Below are 26465 nucleotides of genomic sequence, written 5' to 3'. Positions count from 1 at the left end.
AACGCCATAGGCTATAACGGTTCGGTTGCCAGCGTATCCGCGAGCACATTGCGCTCGGGATGTTGCTGCCTGTCGCTACCCTTCAGCCGGCGCTCCCGCCGCCGCTGCGACCACGCAGATCAGCCCGACGATAGCGAAGCCGATGCCTTCCATGGTCCCACCCGCACCGGTGCGAAACGACACCCACAGGGCCAACACCGCCTGCATCGCGTAGAACAGCGCGAACGCGCGCGACGACAGTGCGATTACCGAGAACGGATCGGTCAGCCATACAACTGCGATCGACAGCGCGCTGGCGGTGATGAACGCGCCGCGGATGCCGAGTTTGCGCCGCGACACCTCAACCATCAACCCGCCGGACCCGATCGAGTCCGCGATCGCTGCGCTCAACTGGCTCGACACCGCGCCGATCAGCACGAAGACGCCGAGAATCGGCGCGACGAGCTTCATGATGTCGAGGATGCCCGCCACCCCTTCGGCGTGCTGCGCCTGGTTCAGAAACGGGGTGAGCAACGCGAGGAATGCAAGATAGATTGCCGAGGACAGCCACTGCGCATGCCGCATCGTCCGAACGCGGGTCGCCTGGTCGTAGCTGTCGCCAAGATAGCGCGACGTCTCGAAACCTTGCACCGTGATCAGCAAGCCTAGCAGCAGCGGCAGCCCGCTCCACGAGAGCCGCGTTGGCGGCAGGTCGAGAGGCGCTCCGGTGCGCGTCGCCCACCACAGCGCCAGCCCGGCGAGCAACCCGGCGATGATGCCGAGCTTGACCGAGACGCTCGCATGCGCGGCGTGCTCGACTTTGCGGATGTCCCCCGACAGCGTCAGCGCGGCGAGCGCCGCGATGATCACCGTGACGAGCACGTTGGCGACCAGCCCGTGCCATTCTGCTGCAATGGCAAGCGGCTTTAGCGTGAATTCGGCCAGCAGCTTCAGGTAATACGCCACCGAAACCGCATAGGCGATCGCGAGCATCACCTGCGTCGCGCGCATCGCCCACGCCATCGGATCGTTGAGCGAAAGCGTCGCGGCGGCGTTCTCGACATGGACGATGTTGAAGCGGATCACCGCGCCGACGGCATAGGCGATCGCCAGCAACGCCGCCATCGCGAAGATCGCGGCCGACCCGAACTCCTTCGCCAGCAACGGGCCGCAGATCAGGAATCCAGACCCGATGATCGACGCAAGCGGCGTGACGGTCGCGCGCCACGACTTCGAATGGGCGAAGCGACTGAAGGTCAGGAACGCGGTGACGGCGACCGCCGCCAGAAGCGCTGCAGCGATAGTCATGCCGTTCCTCCGAGCCAGGCCGCGCTGTCGCGTAGGCGGCGTTTGTAATCGGGCTCGCCGAGCGCGCGACGCAGTTGCGCGGCACGCTCTTCGACGCGCTCGCGATTGAAACCCGACAGCGCGCTTTTTGAAAGCGCTTCCAGTCGATCGCCATAGCCCGCGATCACCACGAGCCGGTCGGGATCGTCGCAGTCGAGCGCGACTTCGCCGAGCGCCCCCAGGAACCGTAGCGCGGCGACCATGTCGCCCGCGCTATATTGCGCCAGCGCGCCGAACGCGCGGTCCATGAAGGTCGCGAACGTCTCCGGATGTGCAATCACGCGCAACGCACCGTGTTCGTCGGCGCGCAGAGGCGACGGCAGATCGCGGCCAGCGAGATCGGACAGCGCGGCACCGAGCCAATCGATGCAGGTCACTGCGGTGAAAGGATCGTTGACCCCCGGCGACAGCGCGCGCGCCGCGATTTCGACCAGTTCATCGATCAGGAAGCGCAGATCCTGCAACGCAGTTCGGCGAGAGCCGATCGAAACGGCACGGCCGATCGCCGCCGCCGCTTCGAGATCGCAGCGCTCAGGCGGCCACGCTTCGATCAGCGCGCGGCCGGTGTGAGTGAAATCGCCCGCCTGATACTGCAGCCGCAGGATCAGATCGTGCTTGCGGGCATGCTCCATCAACGCGTCGCCGTCGATCAGCTCGATATACCCAGTGCGCCCGGCGCAGACCAAGGTGCGCTGCTCGGCTTCGTCCGCACTCGCATCACGCCGGAACGTCGCCGGTACGCGCGTATCGGGGTTGGTGTCCGCCGCGCGGGGCGCGTTTCCGATGAAACGGGGAAAGCGGGTGTCGATCTCGGCGATGAGACGCTCGCCGATCTCCTCGATCACGCTGTTGATGTGGATCTTGCTTGGTACGTGATGAATGAAGAAGATCAGCACCGCGATCGAGCATAGCGCCAGCAGCACGGCCACGAGCAGGGCAAGATTGGGCACGAAGCTGTAACCGCCGCTCTCGCCCGCCGAACGGATCGTGCGCAACACGACGAGGCAATAGAGAAAGGTCGCGATGAAGGTACCGAGCGTAACCTGATTGCCGCGGTCCCGCATGAAGTTGGTCAGCAGCCGCGGCCCGTATTGCCCCGAGGCATAGACGACCGCGGCGATCGTGACCGAAAATACGGTCCCCGCGACCGTGATCATCGATCCGCCGATCGACGACAGCATCTGTCGCGCACCGTCGGGATGCGCCGCATAGAGCCAGCCGACCCGGTCCATCCATGCCGACCCGACCGCGCTGTCGAGCAGGATCATCAGCGCCGCCAGAACAATCGCCGACACCGCCATGATCGACGGTACGAACCAGTAGCTCGCGCTCAACTTGTCGCCGACGCGTACGAACCAGGCCTTCATCGAACGGCTCGCATTTGAAACCGGTCTGGACGGCGGCTGCCACTTTCTTTCATCGAAATCTTCCCGCAGCGACGCAACACGCCGCGTGGACGCTCGTTAAATGAATGTTTCGGCGACGGCATCGTTCCTCCGCCATTCGGCAACGCGGCCCTGCCGCGACGTCGGCGATGCGCCAGATTTGAGCATTTCGTGACCTGTCGCTACCACCGCCCGTCCTGGAGCTTTCCAGACAACCATCGCGCAACCCGGTCACACGGCCGGCTATCGGGAGCTCTCGATGATCGACAATCCGCCGATAGGAACGCTCGAACGTCCGTCGCATCCGGGTCTGGAAAAGTTTAAGCTCTATCGATGGTGGCGCCTCGCGGTGGTCGGTCCGATTGATCACGAACGCGTCGTCGCGCGGATCACCGAGGAAAGCGGATGGTCGGGCCGCTACGCGTTCATGACCGTCATGTCCGCCGGGATCGCGGTGCTCGGCCTGCTGCTCTCGTCCCCTGCCGTGGTGATCGGCGCGATGCTGATTTCGCCGTTGATGAACCCAATCCTCGGGTTGGGATTCAGCCTGGCGCTGTTCGACTTCCGTGAAATGCGGCGCGCGCTCACCGCGCTGGTGATCGGCGCGGTGCTCGCGGTCGCGTTCACCGCGCTGATCGTGCTGTGTTCGCCGCTAAAGGCACCGACCGCGGAAATCCTCGCGCGTACCCGCCCCAATCTGTTCGATCTGCTGGTCGCGCTGTTCGCCGCGCTCGCCGGGACCTTCGCGATCATCCGCGGTCGCGGCGAGACGATCGTCGGCGTCGCGATCGCAACTGCGCTGATGCCCCCGCTTGCGGTGGTCGGCTATGGCCTCGCCACCGGCAACATGGCGGTGCTGGGCGGTGCGCTCGCGCTGTTCGCAACCAACTTCCTGACGATTGCACTCTCGGCAACGGTCATGGCGCGCTATTACGGCTTCGGTCATTATCTGTCGGGAACGCAGAGCTGGGCGCAGACGATCGTGCTAATGCTCGTTTTCGTCGCGATGGGCGTGCCGCTTGCGCTGTCGCTCGGCCGGATCGCGCGCGAGACCGTGACCGCGACGCAGGTGCGCTCCTTCCTCAACGGCGCGTTCGGCTCAACCGCGCGCGTGACGCAACTCGACGTGGACTTCGACCGAACGCCGATCGCGGTCCGCTCGGTGGTGATCGCACCGCGCAAGAGCGCCAAGGACAGCCAGGCGCTGCAGGCGCAACTGGCCAAACGGCTCGGCCAGCCGGTCAAGCTCCAGCTCGATCAGGTGCTGCTCGATCCGTCCGCCGGCGCGCTCGAGACGCAACGCGCCGAACTGCGCCAGGCCTCCGACGCCGCAGCCGCTCAAGACGCCGAAGTCGCGCGGATCGTTGGAATGGTGTCACTCGCCGCGGGTGTGTCGGAAGACGCGGTGACGCTCGACCGCGATCATCACCGCGCAAGCGCGACCGCCGCCCCTTTACCGGGTGCCGGGCCCGACGCGTTCCGCGTACTCGAGCAACGCGCCATGGCGGCGGCCAAGGGCTGGCAGGTCACGATCGTCCCGCCGCTCGCGCAGCTTCCAGCGATCCGTTTCGGGACGTCGCGCGACACGCTCGATCCGGCAGGCCGTGAGGCGGTGATCCTGTCAGTGTGGGAAGCGCGCCGCTGGAACATCCCCGCGCTCGCCGTCCCTGGCCTCCCGGCTGGCACCACCCCGCCCGCCAAACCGACGCGCAACCAGCGCCGTGCGCTGGCGATTGCGGCACTGCTCCGCGAAAACGGTATGCAGGCGGTCCCGGCACCCGGAGGCGGCCAGACCGTAACGTTGAAAGCGGCAGGACAATGAGCAATCTCTCGATTACCCCGTTCGACGCCGCCGCGATCCTCATCGTACTGGCCGCGACGCTTGGCTATCTCAATCACCGCTTCCTAAAGCTGCCGCCGTCGATCGGGCTAACGGTGATGGGCGCGATTGCCTCGCTGATCGTCGTCGGGCTCGACCGGATCCTGCCGGCCAGCGCGATCAGCCACGATATCGTGCGCTTCATCGCCGGGATCGACTTCCACACCACGCTGATGGATGGAATGCTGTCGTTCCTGCTGTTCGCGGGCGCGCTCCACGTCGATTGGAGCGAGATGCGAAAGGGGCGCTGGCCGATCCTGATCCTGAGCACGGTCGGGGTCATCCTATCGACCGTGCTGATCGGCGCCGGGTTCCGGCTGATTGCGGGCCTACTTGGTTTCGACATTCCAATTGCCTCGTGCCTCGTGTTTGGGGCTTTGATCAGCCCGACCGACCCCGTCGCGGTGATGGGGATCATGCAGGGCGCCGCGGTGCCGCCGACGCTACAGGCAACCGTCGCGGGTGAAAGCCTGTTCAACGATGGCGTCGGTGTCGTCGTCTTCACGATCATCCTGTCGGTCGCGCTGAGCGGCCAGCCGCTGTCGCTCCCCCACGCGGGCGAACTGTTCCTCGTCGAAGCTGGCGGCGGCATCGCGCTCGGGCTGGTGACCGGATGGATCGCGTATAAGGCGATGCACTCGATCGACGATTACAAGGTCGAGGTGATGATCAGTCTGGCGGTGGTGATGGGCGGCTATGCCCTCGCGAGCCAGGTACATGTCAGCGGTCCGGTGGCGATGGCGGTCGCTGGTCTTATCATCGGCAATCCGGGCGTAGCGCATGCGATGAGCGATGAGACGCGCGACTATCTGATCAAATTCTGGGCGTTGATCGACGACATCCTCAATTCGGTACTGTTCCTGTTGATCGGGCTCGAGGTGGTGACCATCCCGGCAGACGGTCGGTTGATCGTGCTGGGATTGGCCGCGATCCCGCTGGTTCTGCTCGCGCGCGGCGTGTCGGTGGTGGGGCCGCTCGCATTGATGCGCCCGTTCTTGTCGCTGGGAAAGCTCGCGCCGATCACGCTGATCTGGGGCGGCCTGCGCGGCGGAATTTCGATCGCGCTGGCGCTCGGCCTGCCCGACGGTCCAGCGCGAGCCTATGCGCTGGCCGCGACCTATATTGTCGTGCTGTTTTCGGTAATCGTGCAGGGCGGCACGATCGAACGCGTAATCCGCTGGCGTACCGACCCAGTGCGCGAATGAAGCGATTACCGTGCCCGCGGTTTGGTTGAGATCAAACCGTCCATGAGATGCACAAATTAATGGACGTAAGGCGACACTGGACCGCTACGGGACAACGCTTTTGCCGGTCGTCGCTCGGACAAATTAACGGATGTCGGAATCTTGGAAGCACGTAACGACTGGGGAATGTCCATTTGTGGGTCAAAGAGCGAACTCCACGCTCGCAAGTATGGTACGGGGCGCGCCTGAATACGCGGTATTAGCGCCTGGGCTGCCGACAATCGTACCGTCGGCGATCGAGGAATAATATTGCTTATCCGCGACGTTGATCACGTTCAGACGCAGGATCTCATGATGTCCGCCAAGCGCCGCCGCGTAACGCATGCCAAGGTCGACCGTCGCATAAGGAGGCGCGTAGCTCGACTCGGTGTTGGTCGCGGCGCGGTCGCTTTCATAATGCACCGTGCCCGTAAGCGCTACGCCGTGCGTGAACAGCGGATGGAAGTCGGCCGTCACGTCGCTTTTGAACTCCGGCACGCCGACGACACGCTTGTCGTTGGTGGCGGTGACGCCCGATCCGATCAGTCGCGCGTCGATATAGGTCACTCCGCCCAGCAGGCTGAGTGAGGGGGTAAGCGCGCCCTGACCGAACAGCTCTCCGCCCCAGTTGCGCTGCGTGCCAACCACTGCGAAAACGTTGCTCACCGCGTTGCTGATCGCCAGCGGCCGCGTCATGCGGAAGCCAGCGGCGCTCAGGAGGAAGCCCGGCACGATCTGATATTTAATGCCCGCTTCATATTCCTCGTCGCGATAGGGCGACAGGATTTGGTTGGCGTTGGCGGTGCCGGCCGGCGCGCCTTCGCCTTGTTCGATATTGTTCGCATAGGTCGCATAGATCGTCATCGCCGGCACCGGCTTGTAGGTCAGGCTGACGGTCGGACTGAGCACGCCGTTGCGCGTGTCCGAACTCGTCACTGCGCCGGTCTTCGACCAGCTGGTCGAACTCAGGAACGACGTGCTTAGGGTTCCCTGAAGGGCGAGCCGATCGTCGAGATGCAGCGTGTCGCCCAGGACGATCGACTGCACGAACAGTTGCGCTGATTTGTACTCGCCGCCGGTGTTTGGCGTCGGCTTGCTTGGCAGCACCGTTGGATTAGCGAGGTTGCCGGTGCCAAGCACCACCGCGATCGAGTTGCGATAGGTGTATTGGCCCTTGACGAAGCCGTTGGTGCCGAACGCGAGATCGTTGGCCAGTCCAAACAGGTCGACCCTGACGGTCAGCGAGGCGCTGTTGCTGGCGACGGTAAAGCGCGGCACAGCGTTGAAGTTCTTGGTGACGGTATAGTCGCCCTTAGTGTCCGTCAGCGTGTTCGTGATGCCGTACAGGCCGCGGTCAGCGTTCTAGTACAGGCCGCCGAGTTCGAGCCTCCAGCCATTGCCGAAGTCATGCTTCAGCTTGGCGAGTCCGGTGTCGGTCGTCAGATTGACGCCGGCCACCGGCTGGCCGTAGCCGATGCGGGTCGGGTCGATCGCCTTGGGCAATTGCGTCAGTCCGCCGGCGAAATAGACGATACTGCCCGGAAGTCCGACGCTGCGGGTCTCGTAATGGCTGACATCGGCCTCGATCACGGTGCGGCCGTCGAGATGCAGGTCGAAATCGGCCGACCACAAGGTGCGGTTGAACCCACCGGTCTTACCAGACTTTAAACGACCCGGCGGCTAGAGGTGAGCTACGGCATTTGCCGTGTAGCGTCTGATAGTCCCACCACGGGCATTCGGCGCGAAGGGGCGCCATCGTCGCATCCGTGATTTTGCCGGCGGTCGCCAGCTTCTCTAGTCTCATTCCAGAACGCCGCAGCAGCGCCGCGACCTCGATCGTTTCCGCGTAATCGGTCACTGCCCGGTGAGGCTTGGGAGGCGCGGGTTTCGCAACGGGCGTTGAGCCCCTTCCCCGCCGGCATGCTGGCGCGACGCGGTACAGCCAGTGTCCTAACCCGCCCGGTCAGGTCGAAATAAGCACGGTCGACCGACAGCATCCCGCCTTACATCGTCACGCCTTCAAAACCAGTTCGACATCTGAGCGTCATTCAGCGCGATCGCTCGGTAATTTCGTCGACCAGCTGGGTTCAGCGGTCGAGCCAGCTAGAGTCGCTTTGCAGCAGTTATCGGCGCGGATGTTGGCGTTGATCGTGGTCGACATCAATCGGTCGAGCGCCCGCCCGAGCAGCTAAGAGGCGCGTCCGGTTGTCGGCCGCCCGATCGCGCGAAGCAAGTCGTAGGACATCGGATGAAGCGTGCGCGGCGTCTTTGACGCGCGTCGCGTCATGTCAGCAAGCAAGCTCGCACGATAGATTATGATATAGGCATCCAAGATCGTCGCCATGCCTTGATCGGGATTACGCAAGACGTGGACCCAAAGTTTGCCGTCCGGGCTCTTGCAATCGATCCGCTTGATACGCTTCGACGTGGCTAGGCTTTAGAACGGGCGTTCCATCATCTAGCGCTGATCACGCGGCAGCAGGTTGGCGAGATAGGGTAGGAGCAGGTCGAACTGCGCGAACAGGCTCTGACGGTCGGCGCGCGTCATACGGTCGAACTGCTTGTGTTTCCCCCGGGAAACACGCTTGCTGTTTGAGCCCGCGGCCTTCGGCCTCCAGATTAGGGAGCGCCTGGCGCAGCGCGTCGACCGGATCGTGGTCCCGGCACCCGACCCGGCGTGGAGCTAGATTGTCACGCCTTGCCGGGTTGCTCGACAGGACACTGAGCCCGGGGCGGCGATGCAGCGTGGTCCAGGTGAACGGGCGCGCGGTGTCGGCGGGATCGTTCGGCGGGTCGAGCAACCGCCAAAGGCCCCCCGCTGCGGGGTAAGGCCTCTCGATTGCCCCGGGCGGCCTTTTCGCGTGTGAGCTCGCGCGTCGTACCCTCAATCGCCATGGTCCGCGCTGCGCGCCTCGATCCCGAGCGGGTCGAGCAGATCTGCGGGAAAGTCGCGCAAATTCTCGGTGATGATCGTCTGCGCCTGCATCTTGAGCGCGGCCGCCACCACATGCGCATCGTCCGAATCCGGCAACCCGTCGGCGAGCGGGAGATAGCGCGCATAGTCGGTGACCATCGCATCCTCGAACGCGGTCTGCATCGCCTGGCGCGCGCGCGCGCGGCCCGGCCGGCATGGTCCGCCGGCCCCTTGCGCTCGGCCATCGTGTCGATCGCGGCTTGCGTCTCGTCGAGGATCCGTTCCGATCACCGCAGCCGGAAGAATTCGGCCTCGGCTAGCGACAGCAGCAGGTTGCGCCGCATCACGCTCGCCAGCGAGCAGGCGTCGACCAGGGCAGTGTAGCGGTTGGCGAACATCGCGCGCGGCCCTGCTACAGCAGGTCCGCATCCTCGGCCGCGAGCGCATCGAGCGCATCGCCGCGTGCTGCATCGCGCTGCGCTTTATAGGCGAAGATGTCTTCCGCCCGGATCCGCCGGTGCCGCCCGACCCGGTGATGCGGGATCGACTCGCGCTCGAGCAGGCTGATCAGATGCGGGCGCGACACGTTGAGCAGATACGCCGCCTGCTGCGTGGTGAGCAATTCGCCGATCGGCACGAAGGTCACCGCATGCCCGCTGCCGATGTGGCGCAGCATGTCCATCAGTAGCTCGGACATGCCCGGGGTCAGCGTGATCTCGGTCAGGGTACGCCCACCCGCTTCCATCACGCGAAGCGTCGCATCGCCGGTCGCGGTCGCCGCGATCACGCTGCGCAGCTGGTTCGCGACATGCCGGTCGGCAATCGAGGACAAACGCCCGCCGAGCGGTTCTGCGAAGGCAGGGAGGGTCATCGTCGGTCTCCGGGTAAGGGAGGGGTGTAGCGGATATTCGCAATAAACGCAACGGTCGGTAGGCGCACAGACGATTTTGAATGCCGCGTCCGCTTCTGCCGCGCGGGCGCTGATGGCGTTCAGCCGAGCGATAGCATTGGAACTGGACGGAGATTCGTCCGACCTTCTAAGACCAGAGGTCCGACCTTCTAAGACCAGAGGATAGTGGGACGCGAAAAGCGTTCTGTGGGGGACGGATTATGAAAGAAGCAGATTTCAGGACCTAGCTGGAATAACGCCGGTGGAATGGCGAACCGCTCTCACCGAAGGCGATCTACGGACGGATCCGGCGGATCGCTCGCCTGGAACGATCGCTTATCGACTTGGGGTATTCGACCAACGATCTCGATACGGTGTTTGCCGAAGGCAAATTGGAAACGCTTCGCAATGACATCAAAGCGCTGACCGAAGGCGGCACCGATGCTGTTCGCCCACCCGCTTCGCTGGTCCCACAAGCCAGTGATCCGACCGGCCAGTTGCGCAACATCTATGCCGTGCTGCGCCAGTATGAGCAGTTCGCGCTAGGCTTGGCACCCAATGGCGACGCGGAGACCGCGCCGGACGATCCGGAAGAAGCCTACTGGCTGGTCACCGCGCGGAACGGCGACATCGATGGCTTTGCTGATTTCATTGCAAGCCACCGTTGGTCGCTGCAGAACGAGGGGCGCTATAGCGCGGCGGTTCGCGCGATGCAGCCCGGAGACCGCATCGCGATGCGGGACTATTTCCACCAAACCCACGACCTTCCGTTCGAGTTCAAAGGCGAGCGCATCTCGGCAATGCGCATCCGTGCCACCGGCGTCGTGACGGCCAATCTTCAGGACGGACTGGGCGTAGCGGTCGACTGGACCCCGCTGGACGAACCCCGGATCTGGTATTTCTACACGTCCAACGACAGCGTCTGGCGGATCGATGCCGGCAAGGAACTGGCCGATCGGTTGATCCGCTTCGCCTTCGATGGCGAAGCGCAGGATTATGCCTGGTGGTTGGCCCGTCAGCCTTGGAACGATAGGGTCGGCGACGGCTCACACGCCGATCGGATCCGTCAACATGTGCTGGCGGACTATATCGAACCGGCGCGCGCTGCTGGTGGGCAAGAGGTCTCCGTTGCGGTTCGGACGGTGAACGATGCGCTGGGTTTGACCGAGGCGTGGCCCAACATCTGCCAGGCGCTGGCAGGCCCCAAGATGCAGCAATTAACCGGCCTTGCTGCACCGCGTCGGATCGGAAAGCCGCTGAGTTCGGCGACGACCTTCGTTTTTACGGTCCGGTCCGACGTTGCCGCCCGGAAGATCCAATCGACGCCGACCAACCTCATCCTGTACGGCCCCCCGGGGACTGGCAAGACCTTTGCCACGGCGCGCGAGGCGGTTGCTTTGTGCGACGGTGTGGTTCCTGTCAGCGAAGAGGCCGTGCGGCATCGCTATGCCGAGCTGGTCACGGCGGGACAGGTGCGCTTCGTCACCTTCCATCAATCCTATGCCTATGAGGATTTCGTCGAAGGACTGCGGCCCAGTACTGGCGAAACGGAAGGCGAAGCAGCGTCGGGTGCCGGGTTCCAGCTGAAGCCCGAGCCGGGCGTGTTCCGCGAGCTTGCCAGAATTGCGGAGCAGGCGATGCAGACCGCCGAGGCTGGGGAGCCATTCGACCTCACCGGACGAGACGTCTTCAAAATGTCGTTGGGCCGCGCCGGGTCGGAGGATCACATCTTCCAGGCAGCGATCGACGGGAATTACGTCGTCCTTGGCTGGGGCGGCGAGATCGATTGGACGCCGTATGACAGCTATGAGGCGGTCCACGCCCGCTGGAACCAGGATCACCCGGGAACCAACGGGAATGACGCCAACATCGTCCAGATGGCGCGCTTTCGCGTCAACATGAAGGAAGGCGATGTCGTCGTCATCTCCTACGGCAATTCGCGGTATCGCGCGATTGGCGAAATCACCGGTCCCTATGAGTATGTCCCGGGCGACGAGAAGGACTATTATCACCGCCGCAGCGTTCGCTGGCTGTACATCCCGAAGGAACCGCTTTCCGTCGACTTTTACGATCGCCCGTTCACGATGCGATCCTGCTACCGGCTGGTCGAGCAATATCTCAATCGGGAAGCCCTGGCGCTCAATCTGCCGGGGTCCGGAAGCGCGGAGACCACACGGCCCAAGCAATTCGTGATGATCTGCGACGAGATTAACCGCGCCAACATCTCCAAGGTATTCGGCGAATTGATCACCTTGATCGAACCCGACAAGCGCATCGGTGCCGACTACGAACTTCGGGTCACGCTCCCTTATTCGAAGCATTCATTCGGCGTGCCCAGCAACCTCCACATCATCGGCACGATGAACACCGCCGACCGCTCGATCGCGCTGCTCGACACCGCGCTTCGCCGGAGGTTCGACTTCCGCGAAATGATGCCGGACACGTCGATCCTGCCCGATGTCCCCGAGGTCGACCTCAAGGCGCTGCTCACCCGCCTCAACGAACGGATCGAATATCTCTTCGATCGCGAGCATCAGATCGGCCACGCGTTCTTCATGGGCTGCAAAACGCGCCCCGATGTCGACCGGGTGATGCGGCGCAAGGTGCTGCCGTTGCTCGCCGAATATTTCCACGAGGATTGGGGCAAGATCGCCGCGGCGCTCGGCGACGCCAAGGGCGAACGCTTCCTCCAGCGCACCGTGTTGGCCGCGCCCGCGGGGCTGGAGAGCCAATATGGCGGCGAACGGTATCGGTGGAGCGTGCGCAAACCCGATGCCGGTTCGGACGATTTCGCACCTGACGCCTATGCCGGGCTCGCATCATCCATCGCACCGTCAGCGAATGGCAATATCTGCCGATCGAGCCGGACGGGGAGGGCGCCTTCACCCGCGTGCACGCCGACCGGCTGATCGCGGTCGCGCGCGAGGCGACGCTGGGGGGCGAGGATGGCGCGGGGATCCTGACCGACCATCACCGCCGGCTGCGCGCGCAACAGGTCGTCGGCGTGATCGCCGCGCCGGGCGTGACGTGCGAGATCCTCCCCAAGATCGAGGGGCTCGGGGCCAGTGACGACGCGGTGAGCCGGACGCAGATCCGCGAACGGTTGATCCACATGCTCGCGGTCGCGCATGATCTCGATCTCGCGATGGGACCGCTGACGACGCTCGGCGTCCAGCGGTACAGTCTGCTCGAGCTGCTGATCACCCGCTTCTGCGAGATGCTGACCGATGCGCTGCGCCACGGGATGCCACGTCGCTATGTCGGGCATGTCGAGGACTTGCCGACGTTGCGCGGGCGGCGCGACGTCCAGCGTCAGTTCACCATGCTCGCCGCAAGCCCACAGCGGCTTGCCTGCCAGTTCGACGCGCTGTCGAGCGATATCGCGCTCAACCGCCTGATGAAGGCGGTGGTGACCCGGCTCGCGCAGGTGTCGGGCTCGGTCGCTAACCAGCGGCGGTTGCGCGAGCTGGCCTATATCTATGCCGATGTCGCAGCGGTTCCGGCGACCGCGCTGCGCTGGGACGAGATCGTGCTCGATCGCACCAATGCGCGCTGGGGCGCTTTGCGCGATCTCGCGCGGTTGTTGTTGCGAGGCGATTATCAGACGACCGCGCACGGTCGGGCCCCAGGCTTTGCGCTGCTGTTCGCGATGAACGACCTGTTCGAGGCCTATGTCGCGCGGATGCTCGCGCGGGCGTTGAAGGGGAGCGACCTCCACGTCGTCGCGCAGGACCGCCGGCTGTTCTGCCTGAGCGAGCCCGACGGCGCGCGACGGTTCCAGGTCCGCCCGGATATCCTCGTCCGCCGCGGGACCGAGACGTTGCTGGTGATCGACACCAAGTGGAAACGGATCGCGGCGCGGATCGATGATCCCAAACAGGGTGTGTCGCAGGCCGATGTCTATCAGATGATGGCTTATGGCCGGCTGTATGCCTGCCCGCAGCTGATGCTGCTGTACCCGCATCATGGCGGGCTGCACGCGGCGGGGGAGACCGGGCGTTACCGCGTGACGGGGTGCGCGGACGCGCTGACGACTGCGACGATCGATATTGCGCAAGGGGAGGGGATTGCGGCGCGGTTGCTGGCGTTGTGTGCGGCGGTAGCACCGGGACGTGCTACGCCCGGATCTGTCGCGCAGGCGCTTCAGGCCTGATCTGTCACCCCGCGGTTCGCTGCGGGGAAACAGCGCCATGAACACCAGGATCGCAGCGATGCTGCCGCTCGCCACCACCACGCTATCGGTGTGCGCGACCACCTATCCGAAGACTTCGCGGGCCAAGGCCGGGCAAACCGTCCGCTATGACCAGAGACGTCCCACGGCCGACCAGAATGTGACGCGCGACGGGGCCGGGGGGGCGGCCGAGCGAGACGGTGCTATCCGCTCTTGCCTATTAGGCGTCATTGACGTACAGACCGGTCATGAAGACCCGCCCGCTCACGGTTGTCGAGACCGGCCTGTTTTTGCGTCAGGCGGAGAAGATATGGATCGAGGAGGAGCTTGCGCTCCTCGTCGATCACGTGGCGCGCAACCCCGAGGGCGGCGATGTCATCCCCGGCACGGGCGGCGTGCGCAAGCTGCGCTGGGGACGCGCCGGGAGCGGCAAGCGGGGCGGCGCACGGGTGATCTATTTCTATTACGACACCGACCACCCGCTCTATCTGTTGCTGGCCTATGCCAAGGCTCAGGCCAGCGACATGAGCGCGGACGACAAGAAGGCGGTGAGCGCGCTGGCCGCCATCATCAAGGGCGCGGGACAGAAGGAGCAGAAGCGATGAGCACGTTCGGACAAGACCTGATCGCCAGCATGGAAGAGGCCGCTGCGCACGCGCGCGGTGAGCCGACCGAGGCGCGCACGCGCACGGTCGAGGTGCCCGATGTCCGCGCCCTTCGCGAACAGCTCGGCCTGTCACAGCACGCTTTTGCCAGCGCGTATCGGATTCCCCTGGCGACCTTGAAGGGATGGGAACAGGGCCGTCGCCAGCCCGACGCGACCGCCAGCGCCTATCTCAGCGTCATCGCCCACTTGCCCGACGCGGCACGATCGGCCTTGCAGGCCGCCTGATCCGGGTCAGGCGTCTTCGTCGTCGGCTTCGCGGTCGACGATGGCGAACATCGCGCTCACGTTTTCCGTCACGTCGACATCGCCTTCCTCGCCGGGATAGCGATAGGCACCGACACCCGTTGGGCTGATCGGCTGCGCGGGATACCTGGCGGTACGAATGCCTTTTAGCGCCGTTATGCTGACCTAAGTGTCGATCGCAGTCGGAGCCCGATCCGCATGGCCGAGCATCGCTTGGCCGAACTGGATATCGGCTCCGTTCCCCAGCATCAGCGTTGCCATCGTGCGCCCGAACATATGGAATGATGCGCGCTTGCCGACGCCTCAGTCGGCCACCGCATTGAGTACGCTCCCGGCCAGACGCGCGATCTCAAGTGGTTGGCCAATGGTGGCTGGGAACAAAGTGCCGTCGTCGGCGCCGCCAACAGGGGCAGAGTGCACGTCCCCGAGGTGGTTGTCGTTCGAGGCGGGCGCCGATCAAGATCACCCGGTCGGGCTCCTCTTGGAGGAGGATGCCTTGGTCACCACCCCGTTATCGCTGCGCTTCGCAGCAGTTTGATGTGACTTTGGACGGCCGCCTGCGGCAACAGGTTGCTAATCGGCGCAGCACGCCGTTACCGGTGATCGCAACGACACTCACAACTCTGGCACCGGTCTACCTTGTCTAGTTAATCAAGCGATATGATCTAGGAGATGTTGGCACCGGCCGATGCAGGGGAGCGATAATTACCGCGCGCGCCAGTAACTCCCCTGTATTTACGGAAAGCCGCGCAGATCGCGGCATTCTCTCACTAGAGCGCCCGCCTCCTAAACGACTGTCAGCGTTGCTTGCCAACATCTCAGCTTGACGCGTCTAATTGCCGCTTGGTTAGAATCGATGGGATTTCGGCCTATCGACCAACGGGGGGTTAATTGCTGCGTCGGTCCGACAGCGTATCTGGCGTGTCGCGTATCGTGCTCGCCCGCGCCCTAATCTGAGGCGCGACCCAGCGGATTTCGGTGTCGCTTCCTCCACCCAAGATCGCCGCCGCGCGCGACACCGCTTCGGCGCCGATTTCGGCAATTCCCACGCGCATCGTGGTGAGCGCCGGGGTGACGAAGCGGGCGAGCGGGATATCGTCGAAGCCGGCTACCGCGATGTCGCCGGGAATGCTTAGCCCGGCGCGTTGAAATGCGACAAGCGCGCCGATCGCCATCATGTCGTTCGCCGCGAACAGCGCGTCAGCCCGCCCGGGCTCGGCGAGCAGTTCCTGCGCCGCGGCTGTCCCCGTTTCCTCTTCGAAATCGCCAATCAGGACGCGGCACTCAAGGCTGTGGCGTGCCATTGCGGCGCGATAACCGCAGATCCGCTCTTCGGCGTCGCGATTGCCGGGCGGCCCGGACAGGTGGACGATGCGCCGCCGCCCGGACGCGACCAGATGCTCTACCATCGCATCGGCGGCGGCGACATTGTCTATCCGGAACTGGGGATGATCGGCTGCAACGTCGGGGCAACTGATCAGGACCGTCGGCAAGCTCGCCGGAAGATACGCTAGCAAGCGCTCCGGGTCGATATCAGGCGCCATGATGATCAGTGCGTCGACGCGTCCGCGCATGAAGCGCAGCATCTCGGTCCCGCGCTGATCGCCGTGCATGTTCGACAACAGCAGTTGTAATCCGCGCGCGGACGCCTCTGCGTCAATGCCGCGGAGCGCCTCCGAATAGAATTCGCCGTGAAGGTCAGGCAACATCACGCCGATCGCGTTGGTGCGAGCCAAGCTGAGACTGCGCGCGCCGGTGTGTGGCACATAGCCGAGTGCGGTCGCGACCGACTGGACGTGCTCGCGCAAATTGGCGCGGACATTGCCATGGCCGTTCAATGCACGCGAGACGGTAGCGATCGACACGTTCGCCGCGCGAGCGACATCGCGGATAGTGGCATGCGCCATAGCGAAGGTTTTCCGGTCGTTGTTTTCAGGTGCGCTTCCACCACGAAAGCGCGACCTCGGCAAGGGCCTTGCTGTAACCGGTTACATTTGCAATAGGCTCGGCAAATTCGGGAGGATACATTGCATATGCTACAGATCTCGCGACGCAGCCTGATGCTCGGCAGTGCGGCGGCATTGGCGTGGCGGTCTAATCCGGCAAACGCGCTGCTGGCGACGCTCGGCACGGGCGCGCTGCCCGCGGCGGTCGAGGTGCTGGTCGGGCAGATGACGCTCGAGGAAAAGGCTGGGCAACTGACGCTAATGGCAGCTGCGTGGGCGGGGGGTGCTGCGAGCAAGCTCAATCCGATCGCCCCTTCAGGGGGCTACGACAGCCAGCTTGCCGACGCCGCGGCGGGCCGGCTAACTGGCGTATTCAACGGCAATGGCGCGAAGATGGCACTCGCGATGCAGCAGGCGGCGCTGCGCAGCCGGCTGAAAATCCCGCTGATCTTCGCCGCCGACGTCATCCACGGCTTCCGCACAGTGTTTCCGGTGCCGCTCGGCGAAGCGTCAAGCTTCGATCCCGCGCTGGCCGAGCGCACCGCACGCGTCGCGGCGGTCGAGGCGTCGGCATCTGGGATCGATTGGACCTTCGCGCCGATGGTCGACATCGCGCGTGACGCGCGGTGGGGTCGCGGCGTTGAGGGCGCGGGTGAGGACGTTCTGCTAGGCTGCGATTTCGCGCGCGCGCGGGTCCGCGGTTTCCAGGGCAGCTCGCTGAGCGCGAACGATGCGGTAATGGCGTGCGCTAAGCATTTTGCGGCTTATGGCGCGGGCGAGGGCGGGCTCGACTATAATTCGGTCGATATTTCAGAGCGCAGTCTGCGCGACGTCTATTTCCCGCCGTTCGAGGCCGCGCTCGACAGCGGTGCGTTATCGGTGATGGCGGCGTTTAATGAGGTCGACGGGATCCCCGCGACCGCCAACCACTGGCTAATGACTGAGGTGCTGCGCGACCAATGGGGCTTCGGCGGGCTGACCGTGTCCGATTATACTGGGGACGAGGAACTGATCGCGCACGGTTTCGCCGCCGACGAACGCGACGCGGCGCGGCTGGCTTTCCTGGCGGGCGTCGACATGAGCATGCAGAGCGCACTCTACATCAAATATCTCCCCGACCTTGTCCGCTCGGGCGCGGTGCCGATGACGCGGCTCGACCAAGCGGTGCGACGCGTGTTGCGGGTGAAGGTCGCGCTCGGCCTGTTCGCTGATCCATTCCGCCGGATCGACGCGAAGCGCGAGGCGACCCGGATCGGCACGCCCGCCAACCGCGCGGTGGCGCGCGAAGCGGCGCGGCGCTCGATTGTCTTGCTCAAGAACGAGGGTGGGCTGCTGCCGCTCGCGCAAAACCGCAAAATCGCGTTGATCGGCCCGTTTGCGGCAGGTCAGCATGATCTGATCGGGCCGTGGAACGTCTATGGATCGGATGCCGATGCAATCGACCTAGCAACGGGTGTACGCGCACAAGCCGGGCCGCGCGCGCAGATCAGCGTGGCCGCGGGATCGCGCGTCGATGCTCCGCTCGACGGCGGCATCGCGGCGGCAGTCGCGGCGGCGCAGGAGGCGGACGTCGTCCTGCTCGCGATCGGCGAGAGCCAGGATATGTCGGGCGAGGCGCAGGCGCGGACCGAGATCGTCGTTCCCGCGGCGCAGCGCACGCTGGTAGAAGCCGTGGCTGCAACGGGCAAGCCGATCGTGGTGCTGCTCAAGAACGGGCGCGCGCTGGCGCTCGAAGGCGCGGTGCTCGCGGCGCCTGCGATCCTGGTCACGTGGTTCCTTGGATCGGAAGGCGGCCCGGCAATCGCAGACATCCTGTTTGGGCGGCATAGTCCATCGGGGCGGCTGCCGGTCAGCTTCCCGCGCGCGAGCGGGCAGGCGCCCTATTACTATGCGCACAAAGCGACCGGCCGGCCCAATCCCGACGGCCCGCTCCAACCGTTCAAGGCGCACTACCGCGATATTGCCAACTCCGCTCTCTTTCCGTTCGGGCATGGCCTGACCTATGGGCAGGTCGACTATGCCGGGCTCCAGATGAGCGGCAGCGGTACGCTGGACGCGGAGGGCACTCTGACGGTGTCGGCGATGGTCAGCAATGGCGGCACAGTCGCGGTCGACGAAGTGGTCCAGCTCTACGTCCGTGACGTGGCGGCAAGCATCACGCGGCCAGTACGCCAGTTGAAGGCCTATCGCTGCGTGTCGCTTGCTCCCGGCGCGACGCAGAAGGTTAGTTTTACGCTGCGCCGGTCCGACCTGACGTTCATCGGGGCCGCGATGAAGCCGACTGTCGAGCCCGGCATCTTCCAGGTCTGGATCGCGCCGTCAGCGGAGGCGGAGGGCGTGTCGGGCCGCTTTACGTTGACGGGCTAACCGCAGCCCGCTCCGCCAGCGTCGCAACGATCCCGCCGTGCGTGTCGCGACGCAGCGGATTGGCGGCCATCGCCAGTGCCGACAGCGAGCAGCCAAGGATCGGCGCCGCGACCATGATCCACCGGATATCGGTGACGACATCGGGGGCCTGCGCTACACGCGGCGCATAGCCGATCGCAGAATAGGCAAAGCCGGTGATCGCGGTTGCAGAGCCGATCGAAACCTTTTGTAGCAAGGCGGCGACGCCGAACGACAGCGCTTCGACACGCACGCCGGTGTGCAACTCGCCATATTCCACGGTATCGGGCAGCATTGCCCAGAAGACGAAGCTGAACGCAGCGAGCGCGGCCTGCACCGTTACCAGGAACAGATCGGCGCGCCAGGCGGTACCAGTGTCGGTCACGGCGAACACACCACTACCCGTGACCGCCAGCGCGGCTGCGCCGAGCCATAGCGCGCGACTGCCGACCTGATGCCGCGCCAGCATCCAGAGCGGAACGAACACACTTCCCGCCAATCCCATCAAGGCGAGCGCGGTTGTGCCGGCAAGCTCGTCGCGCACGACATAAGTGAAATAATAGAGCACCGAGCGCGACAACATCGTCGATGCGACCGCGACGCACATCATGGCCCCGCACAGCGTGACGAACGCGCGGTTGGCCGCCAAAGCGCCGAGGCCGCGTAGCAAAGGGGGCGGCGGTGCAGTCGGCAACAAGTCGGTGCCCCGCGGCGACCGCCGCGCTACATGGATCAACAACGGTGTCGCAACCCCCGCGAACAGCGTCGCGGCGACCAGGAACCCCTTTGTACCGGTGGGCGTTCCTGAGACTGCGAGCGAAACCCGTTCGGTCGAAAGCGAGACAACGACTGCCGCGATCGTACCGAATAGCATCCGCAGCCCGGCGATCGCAGCGCGGTCACCACTATCTGCGCTGATCCGTGCGTTCCACGCGGCATAGGAAATATTTACCAGCGCGTAAAGCGAACGGAACGCGATCTGCGCGACGAGCAGGCTGGCGACCAGAGTGCTGCCATGAAATGGCGGAGCGAAGTAGATCAGAGGAAAAGCGAGCCCGAGCGGGATCGCGCCATATCCGACAACGCGTGCATAAGAAGGTCGTCCGCGCTCGGCCCAGATCCCGGTTAGAAGATCGGCGATCCCGTCCCACACCGAGCCAATTAAATAGATCATCCCCGCGACATGCGGCGCGAGGTGTAGGACGTCGGTGAAATAGAAAAACAGGAAGAGGCTCGAGCTCTGCCAATAAAGATTGCAGGCGAAATCTCCCGAGGCGAAACGCAGCCGCATCGGCCAGGAGAGCTGCGGTACGGGGAGTGTCGAGTCGGTCATCGCGGACGCGATAGCACGGTGCTGGCGGGCAGCTGGCATTTCACTTGACCGACCCTTGTAACCGGTTACATCCGGGGTGCCCGATCCATGAACGGCCGCGGGCGGGAGAGTTTGTGTGATCAATCGCCGTACCGTCACCGCCACCGCGCTTCTGGGGGGGGGAGGGTTGGCGATCGAGCTCGCGACGCCAGCGATGGCGCGCGGCTGGCGAAGCCATTCTTCGCGCGTATCGAAGCTGCCCGTGCTGTTCGACGATCTCGAGCAACGAACCTTTCGCTGGTTTTGGGACACCGGTAATCCGGCTAACGGCCTGGTGCCTGATGCCTGGCCCAATCCTGAATTCTGCAGCATCGCCGCGGTCGGCTTCGCGCTGACCGCCTATCCGATCGGGGTCGAGCGCGGCTGGATCACTCGCGCCGCCGCGCGCGAGCGCACGCTCGCGACGCTGCGCTTCTTCGAGCGGGCGCCGCAGGGGGAGGGCGCGTCTGGCGTTGCGGGGTATAAAGGCTTCTTCTACCACTTCCTCCATATGGATAGCGGGCTTCGTTTCGGCGATGTCGAATTGTCGACGGTCGACAGCACGATGCTCTTCCTCGGCATGTTGTTCGCCGCGGAATATTACGTCCAGGACCATCCCGACGAGCGCGAGATCAAGCGGCTCGCCAATGCGCTATACGAGCGCGCAAACTGGGACTGGTTCCGCCGCGGGCAGGCGGTGTTGTCGATGGGCTGGCATCCGGGCGTCGGGTTCATCCCGCGCAACTGGGACGGGTATAACGAGGGTATGATGGTCAATCTGCTCGCGCTCGGATCATCGACGCATGCTGTTGGACCTGATGCATGGTCGGCGTGGTGTGCGCCCTATGACAAGTGCTGGCGCGGCAGCGGGGCTACGCGGCGGCTCGCCTTTGCGCCAATGTTCGGACACCAATACAGCCACATGTGGATCGATTTTCGCGGCATCCGCGACGCCGCGATGCGTGACGCCGGAATGGACTATTTCGAGAACAGCCGCCGCGCAACCTGGGCGCAGCGCAATTATGGGATCCGCAACCCGATGGGCTGGACGGGCTATTCGCAGGACATCTGGGGCCTGACTGCGTCCGCCGGGCCGGCCGACGTACAGTATGACGTCGATGGGCGGATCATCATCTTCCGCTCCTATTCGGCGCGCGGACCGGTCGACGAGCCCGATGGCTTTGACGACGGTACGATCGCGCCGACCGCGGCGATCGGCTCGCTCGCTTTCGCACCCGAGATCGCGGTGCCCGCAACGCTCGCGCTGCACGCGCAACACGGCGACCGAATCTATGGTCGCTACGGCTTTTACGACGCATTCAACCCGACCTTCCGCAAGCCGGCAAAGCCGTTCCAGCGCGGGTCGGTCGATCCGGTGCGCGGCTGGGTGTCGCAGAATTATCTCGGGATCGACCAGGGTCCGATACTTGGCGCGATCGCCAATACGCGAGACGGGCTGATCTGGCGCCTGATGCGACGCTCGGTGCCGATCCGGCGTGGGCTCGAGCGCGCCGGTTTCACTGGCGGTTGGCTCGCGGCGTAGCAGCCGCGACCCCGGAGCTTCCCCCGGGGCGCTGGTGATCAGAAGGTGTACTTAGCGCCGATCTTGAAGTTGCGCCCCTGGCTCGCGACCGAACCCGTGTCGGGATTGCGCGTCGCTGCTGCACCGCCGATCGTCTGCAGCCCGCCGCCGAAGGTGGAATAGTTACGATTAACGAAGTCGAACGCGTTGAGCGCCTGGAAATAAACCGTCAGCGCATGGCCGTGCGCGTAGGGCATCTTGAAGGTCTTGGCGATGTTGAAGTCGATGTTCTTGTAGCCGATGCCGCCCGGCTGATAGATGCCGAAATTGGTCGTGTAGCAGCCGCCGCCGCCCGGAACCGTGGTCGGAATGCCGCACAGCGCGCCGCCGTAGGACGGTCCCGACGAGATCGTCGCGAACCCCGTCGCGCGGATGTTCAGCGGCAATTTGACGGTGCCGGTCGCGACGAAGCGCCAGCGCTCAAGCCCGCTCGAATCCCCATACCCCTGCGCGCCGATCGTCGGCGCGTCGAAGTTGAACGGATCACCGATCGAAGCGCCGTTGCGGGTGTCGTTCGAGCGCGAGCTGGAGATCGTTAACGTCGTGCTGAAGCCCCAGCCTGACGCCTCGGTATAGGGCTTGTCAGCCTGAAGATAGACCGCGGCGTAATGTGCCTTACCGTCGCTGTTGCCTATGAAGATCGCGCCATAGCCGGGGAGCGGCGCGGTGTTGATCGCCGCAGTGCTATAGAAAATCCCCGCCGCATAGGGCACGCCGTTGTACGTATATACCGGGCTGCCGCCGGAGCTGTACGATCCGTCCGGATTGCGGTTCCCGATGACTTCCTGATAGATATTGTGCGACTTGATATAGGCAAAAGTGATCGACGTGTTGACCACGCCCAAGCGCTTTTTCACGGCAAAATTGACCTGATCCGAATAGGGCATCCGCGTCCGGTTGTTGAGCAGGTGCACTTCACCGCCCTGCATTGCCGCGAGCGTGCGCAACTGGTCGATATTGGTCGGGATCGTGGCAACGCAGCGCGCGGTTCCCAAGGTGCAATTGGGGGGCGTGTTGATCGTGACGACCGATTCATACTGGTCTTTGATGGTTTCGATCGCCGAATCGATGAACAGCGACCGGTTGTAATAGCGTCCACCGCCGAGCACGAAGACGAGATCGCGATCGCCGTTCACGTCGTAGGAAATCCCGAAGCGCGGCTGGAACGCGCCAAGAAATGGTTTCCGGTTGTTGCCGGTCGAGATATAGTCATTGGCGTTGATGCCGGCGGCCTGCCAGCCAGGATAAGCGCGAAGCGCCGTGGCAATTGCCGCGGGCGTTACAAAGTTGTTGTTCACCGCGTTGGATTCGTAGTCCCAACGCAAGCCGCCGCTGATCAACCAATGGTCGTTCGGCCGCCAATCGTCCTGAACGAAGCCGCCGATCTCGGTGTTGTTCGCGGTGACAGGCTTGACGACGGCAGTGTTGATCGTCGCCGCATACGGCGCCGCGGTATTGGCGTTGCCGAGGCCGGAGAAGCTGTTGGCGTCGTAGAAGAAGGTGCCTGAGCCGTTATTGTCTTCAAGCCGCTGCAGCTTGGTGAAATTGAGCTTGATGCCCGCTTTGATGGTGTGCGCGCCGCCGAAGAAGGTGACATTGTCCTTGAACAGTGTTTGATACTGGTGGTCGTCTTGGGTGAAGTTGGTGCCGCCGAGGATCAGCACTCTGGTATCGCCGATATTGGGCGCCCGTGCCGGACCGCCCGTCGTCGCGCCGCTGTTAAAGGTTATGACGCTCGACGGGCCGGTGACATTCGGAATCGCGCCATTGGCGGCAGCGTCACGTGAAAAAATGAACTCGTTGAGCCAGCCTTGGCCGCGATGGTTCCACGTCAGCTGATACCGGTGCTCCTCATTGCGGTTATTCGTCGACGCGTCGAGCGTCGTTGGGCCACCGTTAATTTGCAGATTGGACTCGTTGCGGATGAAAGCACTGACATTAACCGTGTCGCGCGCGGTCGCGTAGAAGGTCAGCTTGCCGAAATAGAGCTTCTCGTCGAAAGTGGCGGGGTAGCTGCCGTTATACTGCGAACGGGCAGCGACCGCATAGGTCTGCCCCTGTGCAGACAGGCCCGGCAGTACGCCATTATACACATTGATGTCGTTCGCCCCGAAGGTCTTGCTCGTGCCTTCGAAGTCGGCGAAGAAGGTCAGCCTGTCCTTGATGATCGGACCGCCGAGATTTGCGCCATAATATTTGGTGTCGAAATCGGGCTTCGGCGCATACGGCGCGGTGGCGTTGTTGAGCTTTCCCGGGCGATCGTCGTAGTTCCGGCTGATGAACGCCTTGGGCTGCCATTCGCCAAAGATTTCGCCGTGAAAGCTGTTGCCGCCGGTCTTGGTGACCGACGAGATCACTGCCGAACCGGCCTGCTCGAACTCAGCCTTGAAGTTCTGCGTCTGGACGTCGAACTGATCGACCGCTGACGCCGGAAACGGATTGCCCGAAGACAGATTCTGTCCAACCGTCCCGCCGTGGTTCACCAGGTTCTTGATGCTGATGCCGTCAATGAACGTGTTGGTGTTGTCCGAATTGATGCCTCCCGCCTGAACTTGACGCGCCTTGCCACCGAGCGTGGGCGGGGAGACCGTTACGCCGGGAGCGAGCGCTGCGAAATTAAGGAAGTTGCGGTCGCCGTTGGGGAGGTTCTCGAGCTGGAAGCGCGAGATGTTGGCGCCAACAGTCGCGGTCCGCACGTCTCGCGCACGCGATCCAGTAACGACGATATCGTTGCCGCCGCTGGCCGTCGCTATAGCTGCTGTCGGCGCAACGAGATCTGCGGTGACTGCCTGGCCAAGCGGCACGACGACTTCGGCCGAGCGGCTGCCCGACGACACGCGGTAGGTGCTCGGCGGCAGGCCGACGAGGATATAGTCGCCCTTCGCATCGGACTTGACCGTTTCAACATGGCCCGTGCTGAGATCGGTGAGCGTCACCGTAGCCCCTGCGGCCGCGCCCTCGACATGCCCGCGCACGGTCGAGGTCGTCTGCGCCATCGCGGGTGCTGTCAGAGCCACCTCGCCCCCGGTCAGGATAGTGGTGGCCAGCGCTACCCGAAGGCTCGCTTTGATCAGCGTCTTCATCTCGTCTCCCCTAGTTCGAGGCTGATGCCAGCCTCGTTATGTTCTCGTTCGTCGGCGAACCGGCTACGCGCGCCGGGATCGTCCGCAGCAGCCTGAGACGGGATGCCGGGTGCGTCTGCAGGCCATAGCCGGTGCGGTCTACCCATCGCTCCATGTCCCAGCTGTCTGCTGGACGGACCCCGAACCAGCCTCTGACGGGCCGGGTAACCGGTTCCAAGACTTGCCCAGTAACCGGTTTCATGCGCATTCGCCAAGCGGAAAATGAGGAACGTCCGAACCCGCCGCGGCGATTCGCGACGGTAGAAGAGAGGAAGACGAGTGACCGGCTTTGTTTCCCGCCGCAGGCTGCTCAAGGGCGCGTCTGTATCTGTGATCTCGATCATGCTGACGCCCGCGATCGCGCGCATTGGTCGCTTGCAAGATTCTCGGATCGAGCGGTTGATCGCTACGATGACCCTCGAGGAAAAAGCCGGCCAGCTCAGCATCTTTAGCGATCCGTCGCGAGTCGACGGGCCGCCGGTCAATCCCGGCCTCGTCGCGCAGAGCATGGAAACGGTCCAGCGCGAGATTGCGGCGGGGCGGATGACCGGATTGTACAACGGCATTGGTGTTGCCGCTGGGCGCGAGCTGCAGCGCGTTGCGATCGAACAGGGACCGCACAAGATTCCGCTGATCTTTGCAGGCGACGTGATCCACGGAATGAAGACCACCTTCCCCGTGCCGCTCGGCGAAGCTGCCAGCTTCGATCCCGAACTCGCCCGGCGGACCGCGCGTGCCGCGGCGGTGGAAGCGAGCGCGAAAGGTATCCACTGGATCTTTGCGCCGATGGTCGATGTTGCACGCGATCAGCGCTGGGGGCGGGTCGTAGAGGGGGCGGGCGAGGACAGTTGGCTCGGCGCGCAGTTCGCCGCGGCGCGCGTGCGCGGGTATCAGAGCGACGATTTGACGGCTGAGGATGCGGTGCTCGCCTGCCCGAAGCATTTTGCCGGATACGGTGCGGTGATGGGGGGAATGGACTATAATACCGCCGATATTCCGGAGACAACGCTCCGCGAAACGCATCTGCCGCCGTTCAAGGCGGCGTTCGGCGCGGGTGCGCTTTCGACCATGGCAAGCTTCAACGACGTCGCCGGGGTGCCCTCGACCGGTAACCGCTACCTGCTCACTGACATCCTCCGCGGCGAATGGGGGTATAAGGGGCTTGTCGTGTCCGACTATACAGCGGACGAAGAGATGATCCTGCACGGTTTTGCCGCCGATGGCGCTGACGCTGCGGCCAAGGCGATAAACGCGGGGTGCGATATCTCGATGCAGAGCGGTCTGTACAACGCCCATCTCCCCGCGCTGGTGCGGTCGGGGAGGGTCGCGCTGGCGACGGTCGATACTGCAGTTCGCCGCGTGCTTCGCGTCAAGCAGGCGCT

At 64.1% G+C, this 26465-nt stretch carries 18 protein-coding genes and 1 pseudogene; 9 read left to right on the top strand and 10 right to left on the bottom strand.

The genetic code is table 11. The features are described 5' to 3' along the window. Positions 1–75: 75 nt before the first annotated feature. Both L8K25_RS20010 and L8K25_RS20005 read right to left on the bottom strand, forming a co-directional pair. Positions 76–1287 (bottom strand): hypothetical protein, encoded by a 1212-nt coding sequence (locus L8K25_RS20010; RefSeq protein ID WP_242140763.1) that lies wholly within the window; start codon positions 1285–1287, stop codon positions 76–78. After that, positions 1284–2693, bottom strand: a complete 1410-nt coding sequence (locus tag L8K25_RS20005) for a DUF2254 domain-containing protein (protein ID WP_242140762.1) — start codon at positions 2691–2693, stop codon at positions 1284–1286. The genes L8K25_RS20010 and L8K25_RS20005 overlap by 4 nt, the downstream gene beginning before the upstream one ends. 277 nt (positions 2694–2970) lie before the next feature. On the opposite strand from L8K25_RS20005, the gene L8K25_RS20000 reads away from it, so the two are divergent. Further along, positions 2971–4533 carry a DUF389 domain-containing protein gene (locus L8K25_RS20000; protein WP_242140761.1) on the top strand — a complete coding sequence of 521 codons (1563 nt, stop codon included), beginning with the start codon at positions 2971–2973 and terminating at the stop codon, positions 4531–4533. After that, positions 4530–5795 (top strand): sodium:proton antiporter, encoded by a 1266-nt coding sequence (locus L8K25_RS19995; RefSeq protein WP_242140760.1) that lies wholly within the window; start codon positions 4530–4532, stop codon positions 5793–5795. Before L8K25_RS20000 ends, L8K25_RS19995 begins: the two co-directional genes overlap by 4 nt. Before the next feature lie 180 nt (positions 5796–5975). On the opposite strand, the gene L8K25_RS19990 is transcribed toward L8K25_RS19995, so the two are convergent. The 5 genes and pseudogenes from L8K25_RS19990 to L8K25_RS19970 form a co-directional block, all read right to left on the bottom strand. Next, positions 5976–7139, bottom strand: coding sequence for a TonB-dependent receptor (locus L8K25_RS19990; RefSeq protein WP_277923749.1), 1164 nt, complete (start codon positions 7137–7139; stop codon positions 5976–5978). Between the two features lie 36 nt (positions 7140–7175). Continuing rightward, complete coding sequence (locus tag L8K25_RS19985; RefSeq protein ID WP_242140758.1) at positions 7176–7445, bottom strand: hypothetical protein; 270 nt, start codon at positions 7443–7445, stop codon at positions 7176–7178. 73 nt (positions 7446–7518) lie between these two features. Beyond that, a pseudogene (locus L8K25_RS19980) lies at positions 7519–8361 on the bottom strand (replication initiator protein A); the annotation flags it as partial. Positions 8362–8697: 336 nt separating this feature from the next. Then, positions 8698–8910, bottom strand: a complete 213-nt coding sequence (locus L8K25_RS19975; RefSeq protein ID WP_242140757.1) for a hypothetical protein — start codon at positions 8908–8910, stop codon at positions 8698–8700. A gap of 229 nt (positions 8911–9139) precedes the next feature. After that, on the bottom strand, positions 9140–9598 hold the full coding sequence (locus L8K25_RS19970; protein WP_242140756.1) for a helix-turn-helix domain-containing protein: 459 nt from the start codon (positions 9596–9598) through the stop codon (positions 9140–9142). A gap of 362 nt (positions 9599–9960) precedes the next feature. Here L8K25_RS19970 and L8K25_RS19965 point away from each other — a divergent pair, with 362 nt between their 5' ends. The 4 genes from L8K25_RS19965 to L8K25_RS19950 all read left to right on the top strand — a co-directional run bounded on the left by L8K25_RS19965 (position 9961) and on the right by L8K25_RS19950 (position 14679). After that, entirely contained in the window at positions 9961–12525 is a 2565-nt protein-coding gene (locus L8K25_RS19965; RefSeq protein ID WP_242140755.1) for an AAA family ATPase, read from the top strand. Beyond that, positions 12507–13769, top strand: a complete 1263-nt coding sequence (locus L8K25_RS19960; protein WP_242140754.1) for an McrC family protein — start codon at positions 12507–12509, stop codon at positions 13767–13769. The genes L8K25_RS19965 and L8K25_RS19960 overlap by 19 nt, the downstream gene beginning before the upstream one ends. A 266-nt stretch (positions 13770–14035) precedes the next feature. Next, on the top strand, positions 14036–14392 hold the full coding sequence (locus tag L8K25_RS19955) for a type II toxin-antitoxin system RelE/ParE family toxin (protein ID WP_242140753.1): 357 nt from the start codon (positions 14036–14038) through the stop codon (positions 14390–14392). Next, a complete protein-coding gene (locus tag L8K25_RS19950; RefSeq protein WP_242140752.1) occupies positions 14389–14679 on the top strand; it encodes a helix-turn-helix domain-containing protein in 291 nt (96 codons plus the stop codon). Before L8K25_RS19955 ends, L8K25_RS19950 begins: the two co-directional genes overlap by 4 nt. 905 nt (positions 14680–15584) lie before the next feature. Here L8K25_RS19950 and L8K25_RS19945 read toward each other — a convergent pair. Then, entirely contained in the window at positions 15585–16604 is a 1020-nt protein-coding gene (locus L8K25_RS19945; RefSeq protein ID WP_242140751.1) for a LacI family DNA-binding transcriptional regulator, read from the bottom strand. Between the two features lie 126 nt (positions 16605–16730). Between L8K25_RS19945 and L8K25_RS19940 the strand changes: the two genes are divergently transcribed. Then, entirely contained in the window at positions 16731–19010 is a 2280-nt protein-coding gene (locus tag L8K25_RS19940) for a glycoside hydrolase family 3 N-terminal domain-containing protein (protein WP_242140750.1), read from the top strand. Here the strand turns inward: L8K25_RS19940 and L8K25_RS19935 are convergent. Next, entirely contained in the window at positions 18994–20361 is a 1368-nt protein-coding gene (locus L8K25_RS19935) for an MFS transporter (RefSeq protein ID WP_242140749.1), read from the bottom strand. The two genes, L8K25_RS19940 and L8K25_RS19935, sit on opposite strands and share 17 nt — an antisense overlap. A gap of 115 nt (positions 20362–20476) precedes the next feature. Here L8K25_RS19935 and L8K25_RS19930 point away from each other — a divergent pair, with 115 nt between their 5' ends. Further along, a complete protein-coding gene (locus L8K25_RS19930) occupies positions 20477–21922 on the top strand; it encodes a glucoamylase family protein (RefSeq protein WP_242140748.1) in 1446 nt (481 codons plus the stop codon). A gap of 38 nt (positions 21923–21960) precedes the next feature. Here L8K25_RS19930 and L8K25_RS19925 read toward each other — a convergent pair whose 3' ends face one another. Next, positions 21961–25044: a carboxypeptidase regulatory-like domain-containing protein gene (locus tag L8K25_RS19925; protein ID WP_242140747.1), complete on the bottom strand. Its 3084-nt coding sequence runs from the start codon at positions 25042–25044 to the stop codon at positions 21961–21963. A gap of 318 nt (positions 25045–25362) precedes the next feature. Here L8K25_RS19925 and L8K25_RS19920 point away from each other — a divergent pair. Next, on the top strand, positions 25363–26465 hold a 1103-nt coding region (locus tag L8K25_RS19920; RefSeq protein ID WP_347341166.1), incomplete at its 3' end, for a glycoside hydrolase family 3 N-terminal domain-containing protein.

The sequence above is a fragment of the Sphingomonas sp. TREG-RG-20F-R18-01 genome (assembly GCF_022662475.1).
Classification (GTDB): Bacteria; Pseudomonadota; Alphaproteobacteria; order Sphingomonadales; family Sphingomonadaceae; genus Sphingomonas.
Note: the sequence above shows the minus strand (reverse complement) of the source record. Positions and strands in the feature narration are given on the sequence as shown.

Excerpts from the sequence above, each read along its gene's own strand:
- L8K25_RS20010 (WP_242140763.1), bottom strand. The coding sequence starts at position 1,287 with ATGACTATCGCTGCAGCGCTTCTGGCGGCGGTCGCCGTCACCGCGTTC.
- L8K25_RS20005 (WP_242140762.1), bottom strand. The coding sequence starts at position 2,693 with ATGAAGGCCTGGTTCGTACGCGTCGGCGACAAGTTGAGCGCGAGCTAC.
- L8K25_RS20000 (WP_242140761.1), top strand. The coding sequence starts at position 2,971 with ATGATCGACAATCCGCCGATAGGAACGCTCGAACGTCCGTCGCATCCG.
- L8K25_RS19995 (WP_242140760.1), top strand. The coding sequence starts at position 4,530 with ATGAGCAATCTCTCGATTACCCCGTTCGACGCCGCCGCGATCCTCATC.
- L8K25_RS19975 (WP_242140757.1), bottom strand. The coding sequence starts at position 8,910 with ATGCAGACCGCGTTCGAGGATGCGATGGTCACCGACTATGCGCGCTAT.
- L8K25_RS19970 (WP_242140756.1), bottom strand. The coding sequence starts at position 9,598 with ATGACCCTCCCTGCCTTCGCAGAACCGCTCGGCGGGCGTTTGTCCTCG.
- L8K25_RS19955 (WP_242140753.1), top strand. The coding sequence starts at position 14,036 with ATGAAGACCCGCCCGCTCACGGTTGTCGAGACCGGCCTGTTTTTGCGT.
- L8K25_RS19950 (WP_242140752.1), top strand. The coding sequence starts at position 14,389 with ATGAGCACGTTCGGACAAGACCTGATCGCCAGCATGGAAGAGGCCGCT.
- L8K25_RS19945 (WP_242140751.1), bottom strand. The coding sequence starts at position 16,604 with ATGGCGCATGCCACTATCCGCGATGTCGCTCGCGCGGCGAACGTGTCG.
- L8K25_RS19940 (WP_242140750.1), top strand. The coding sequence starts at position 16,731 with ATGCTACAGATCTCGCGACGCAGCCTGATGCTCGGCAGTGCGGCGGCA.
- L8K25_RS19935 (WP_242140749.1), bottom strand. The coding sequence starts at position 20,361 with ATGACCGACTCGACACTCCCCGTACCGCAGCTCTCCTGGCCGATGCGG.
- L8K25_RS19925 (WP_242140747.1), bottom strand. The coding sequence starts at position 25,044 with ATGAAGACGCTGATCAAAGCGAGCCTTCGGGTAGCGCTGGCCACCACT.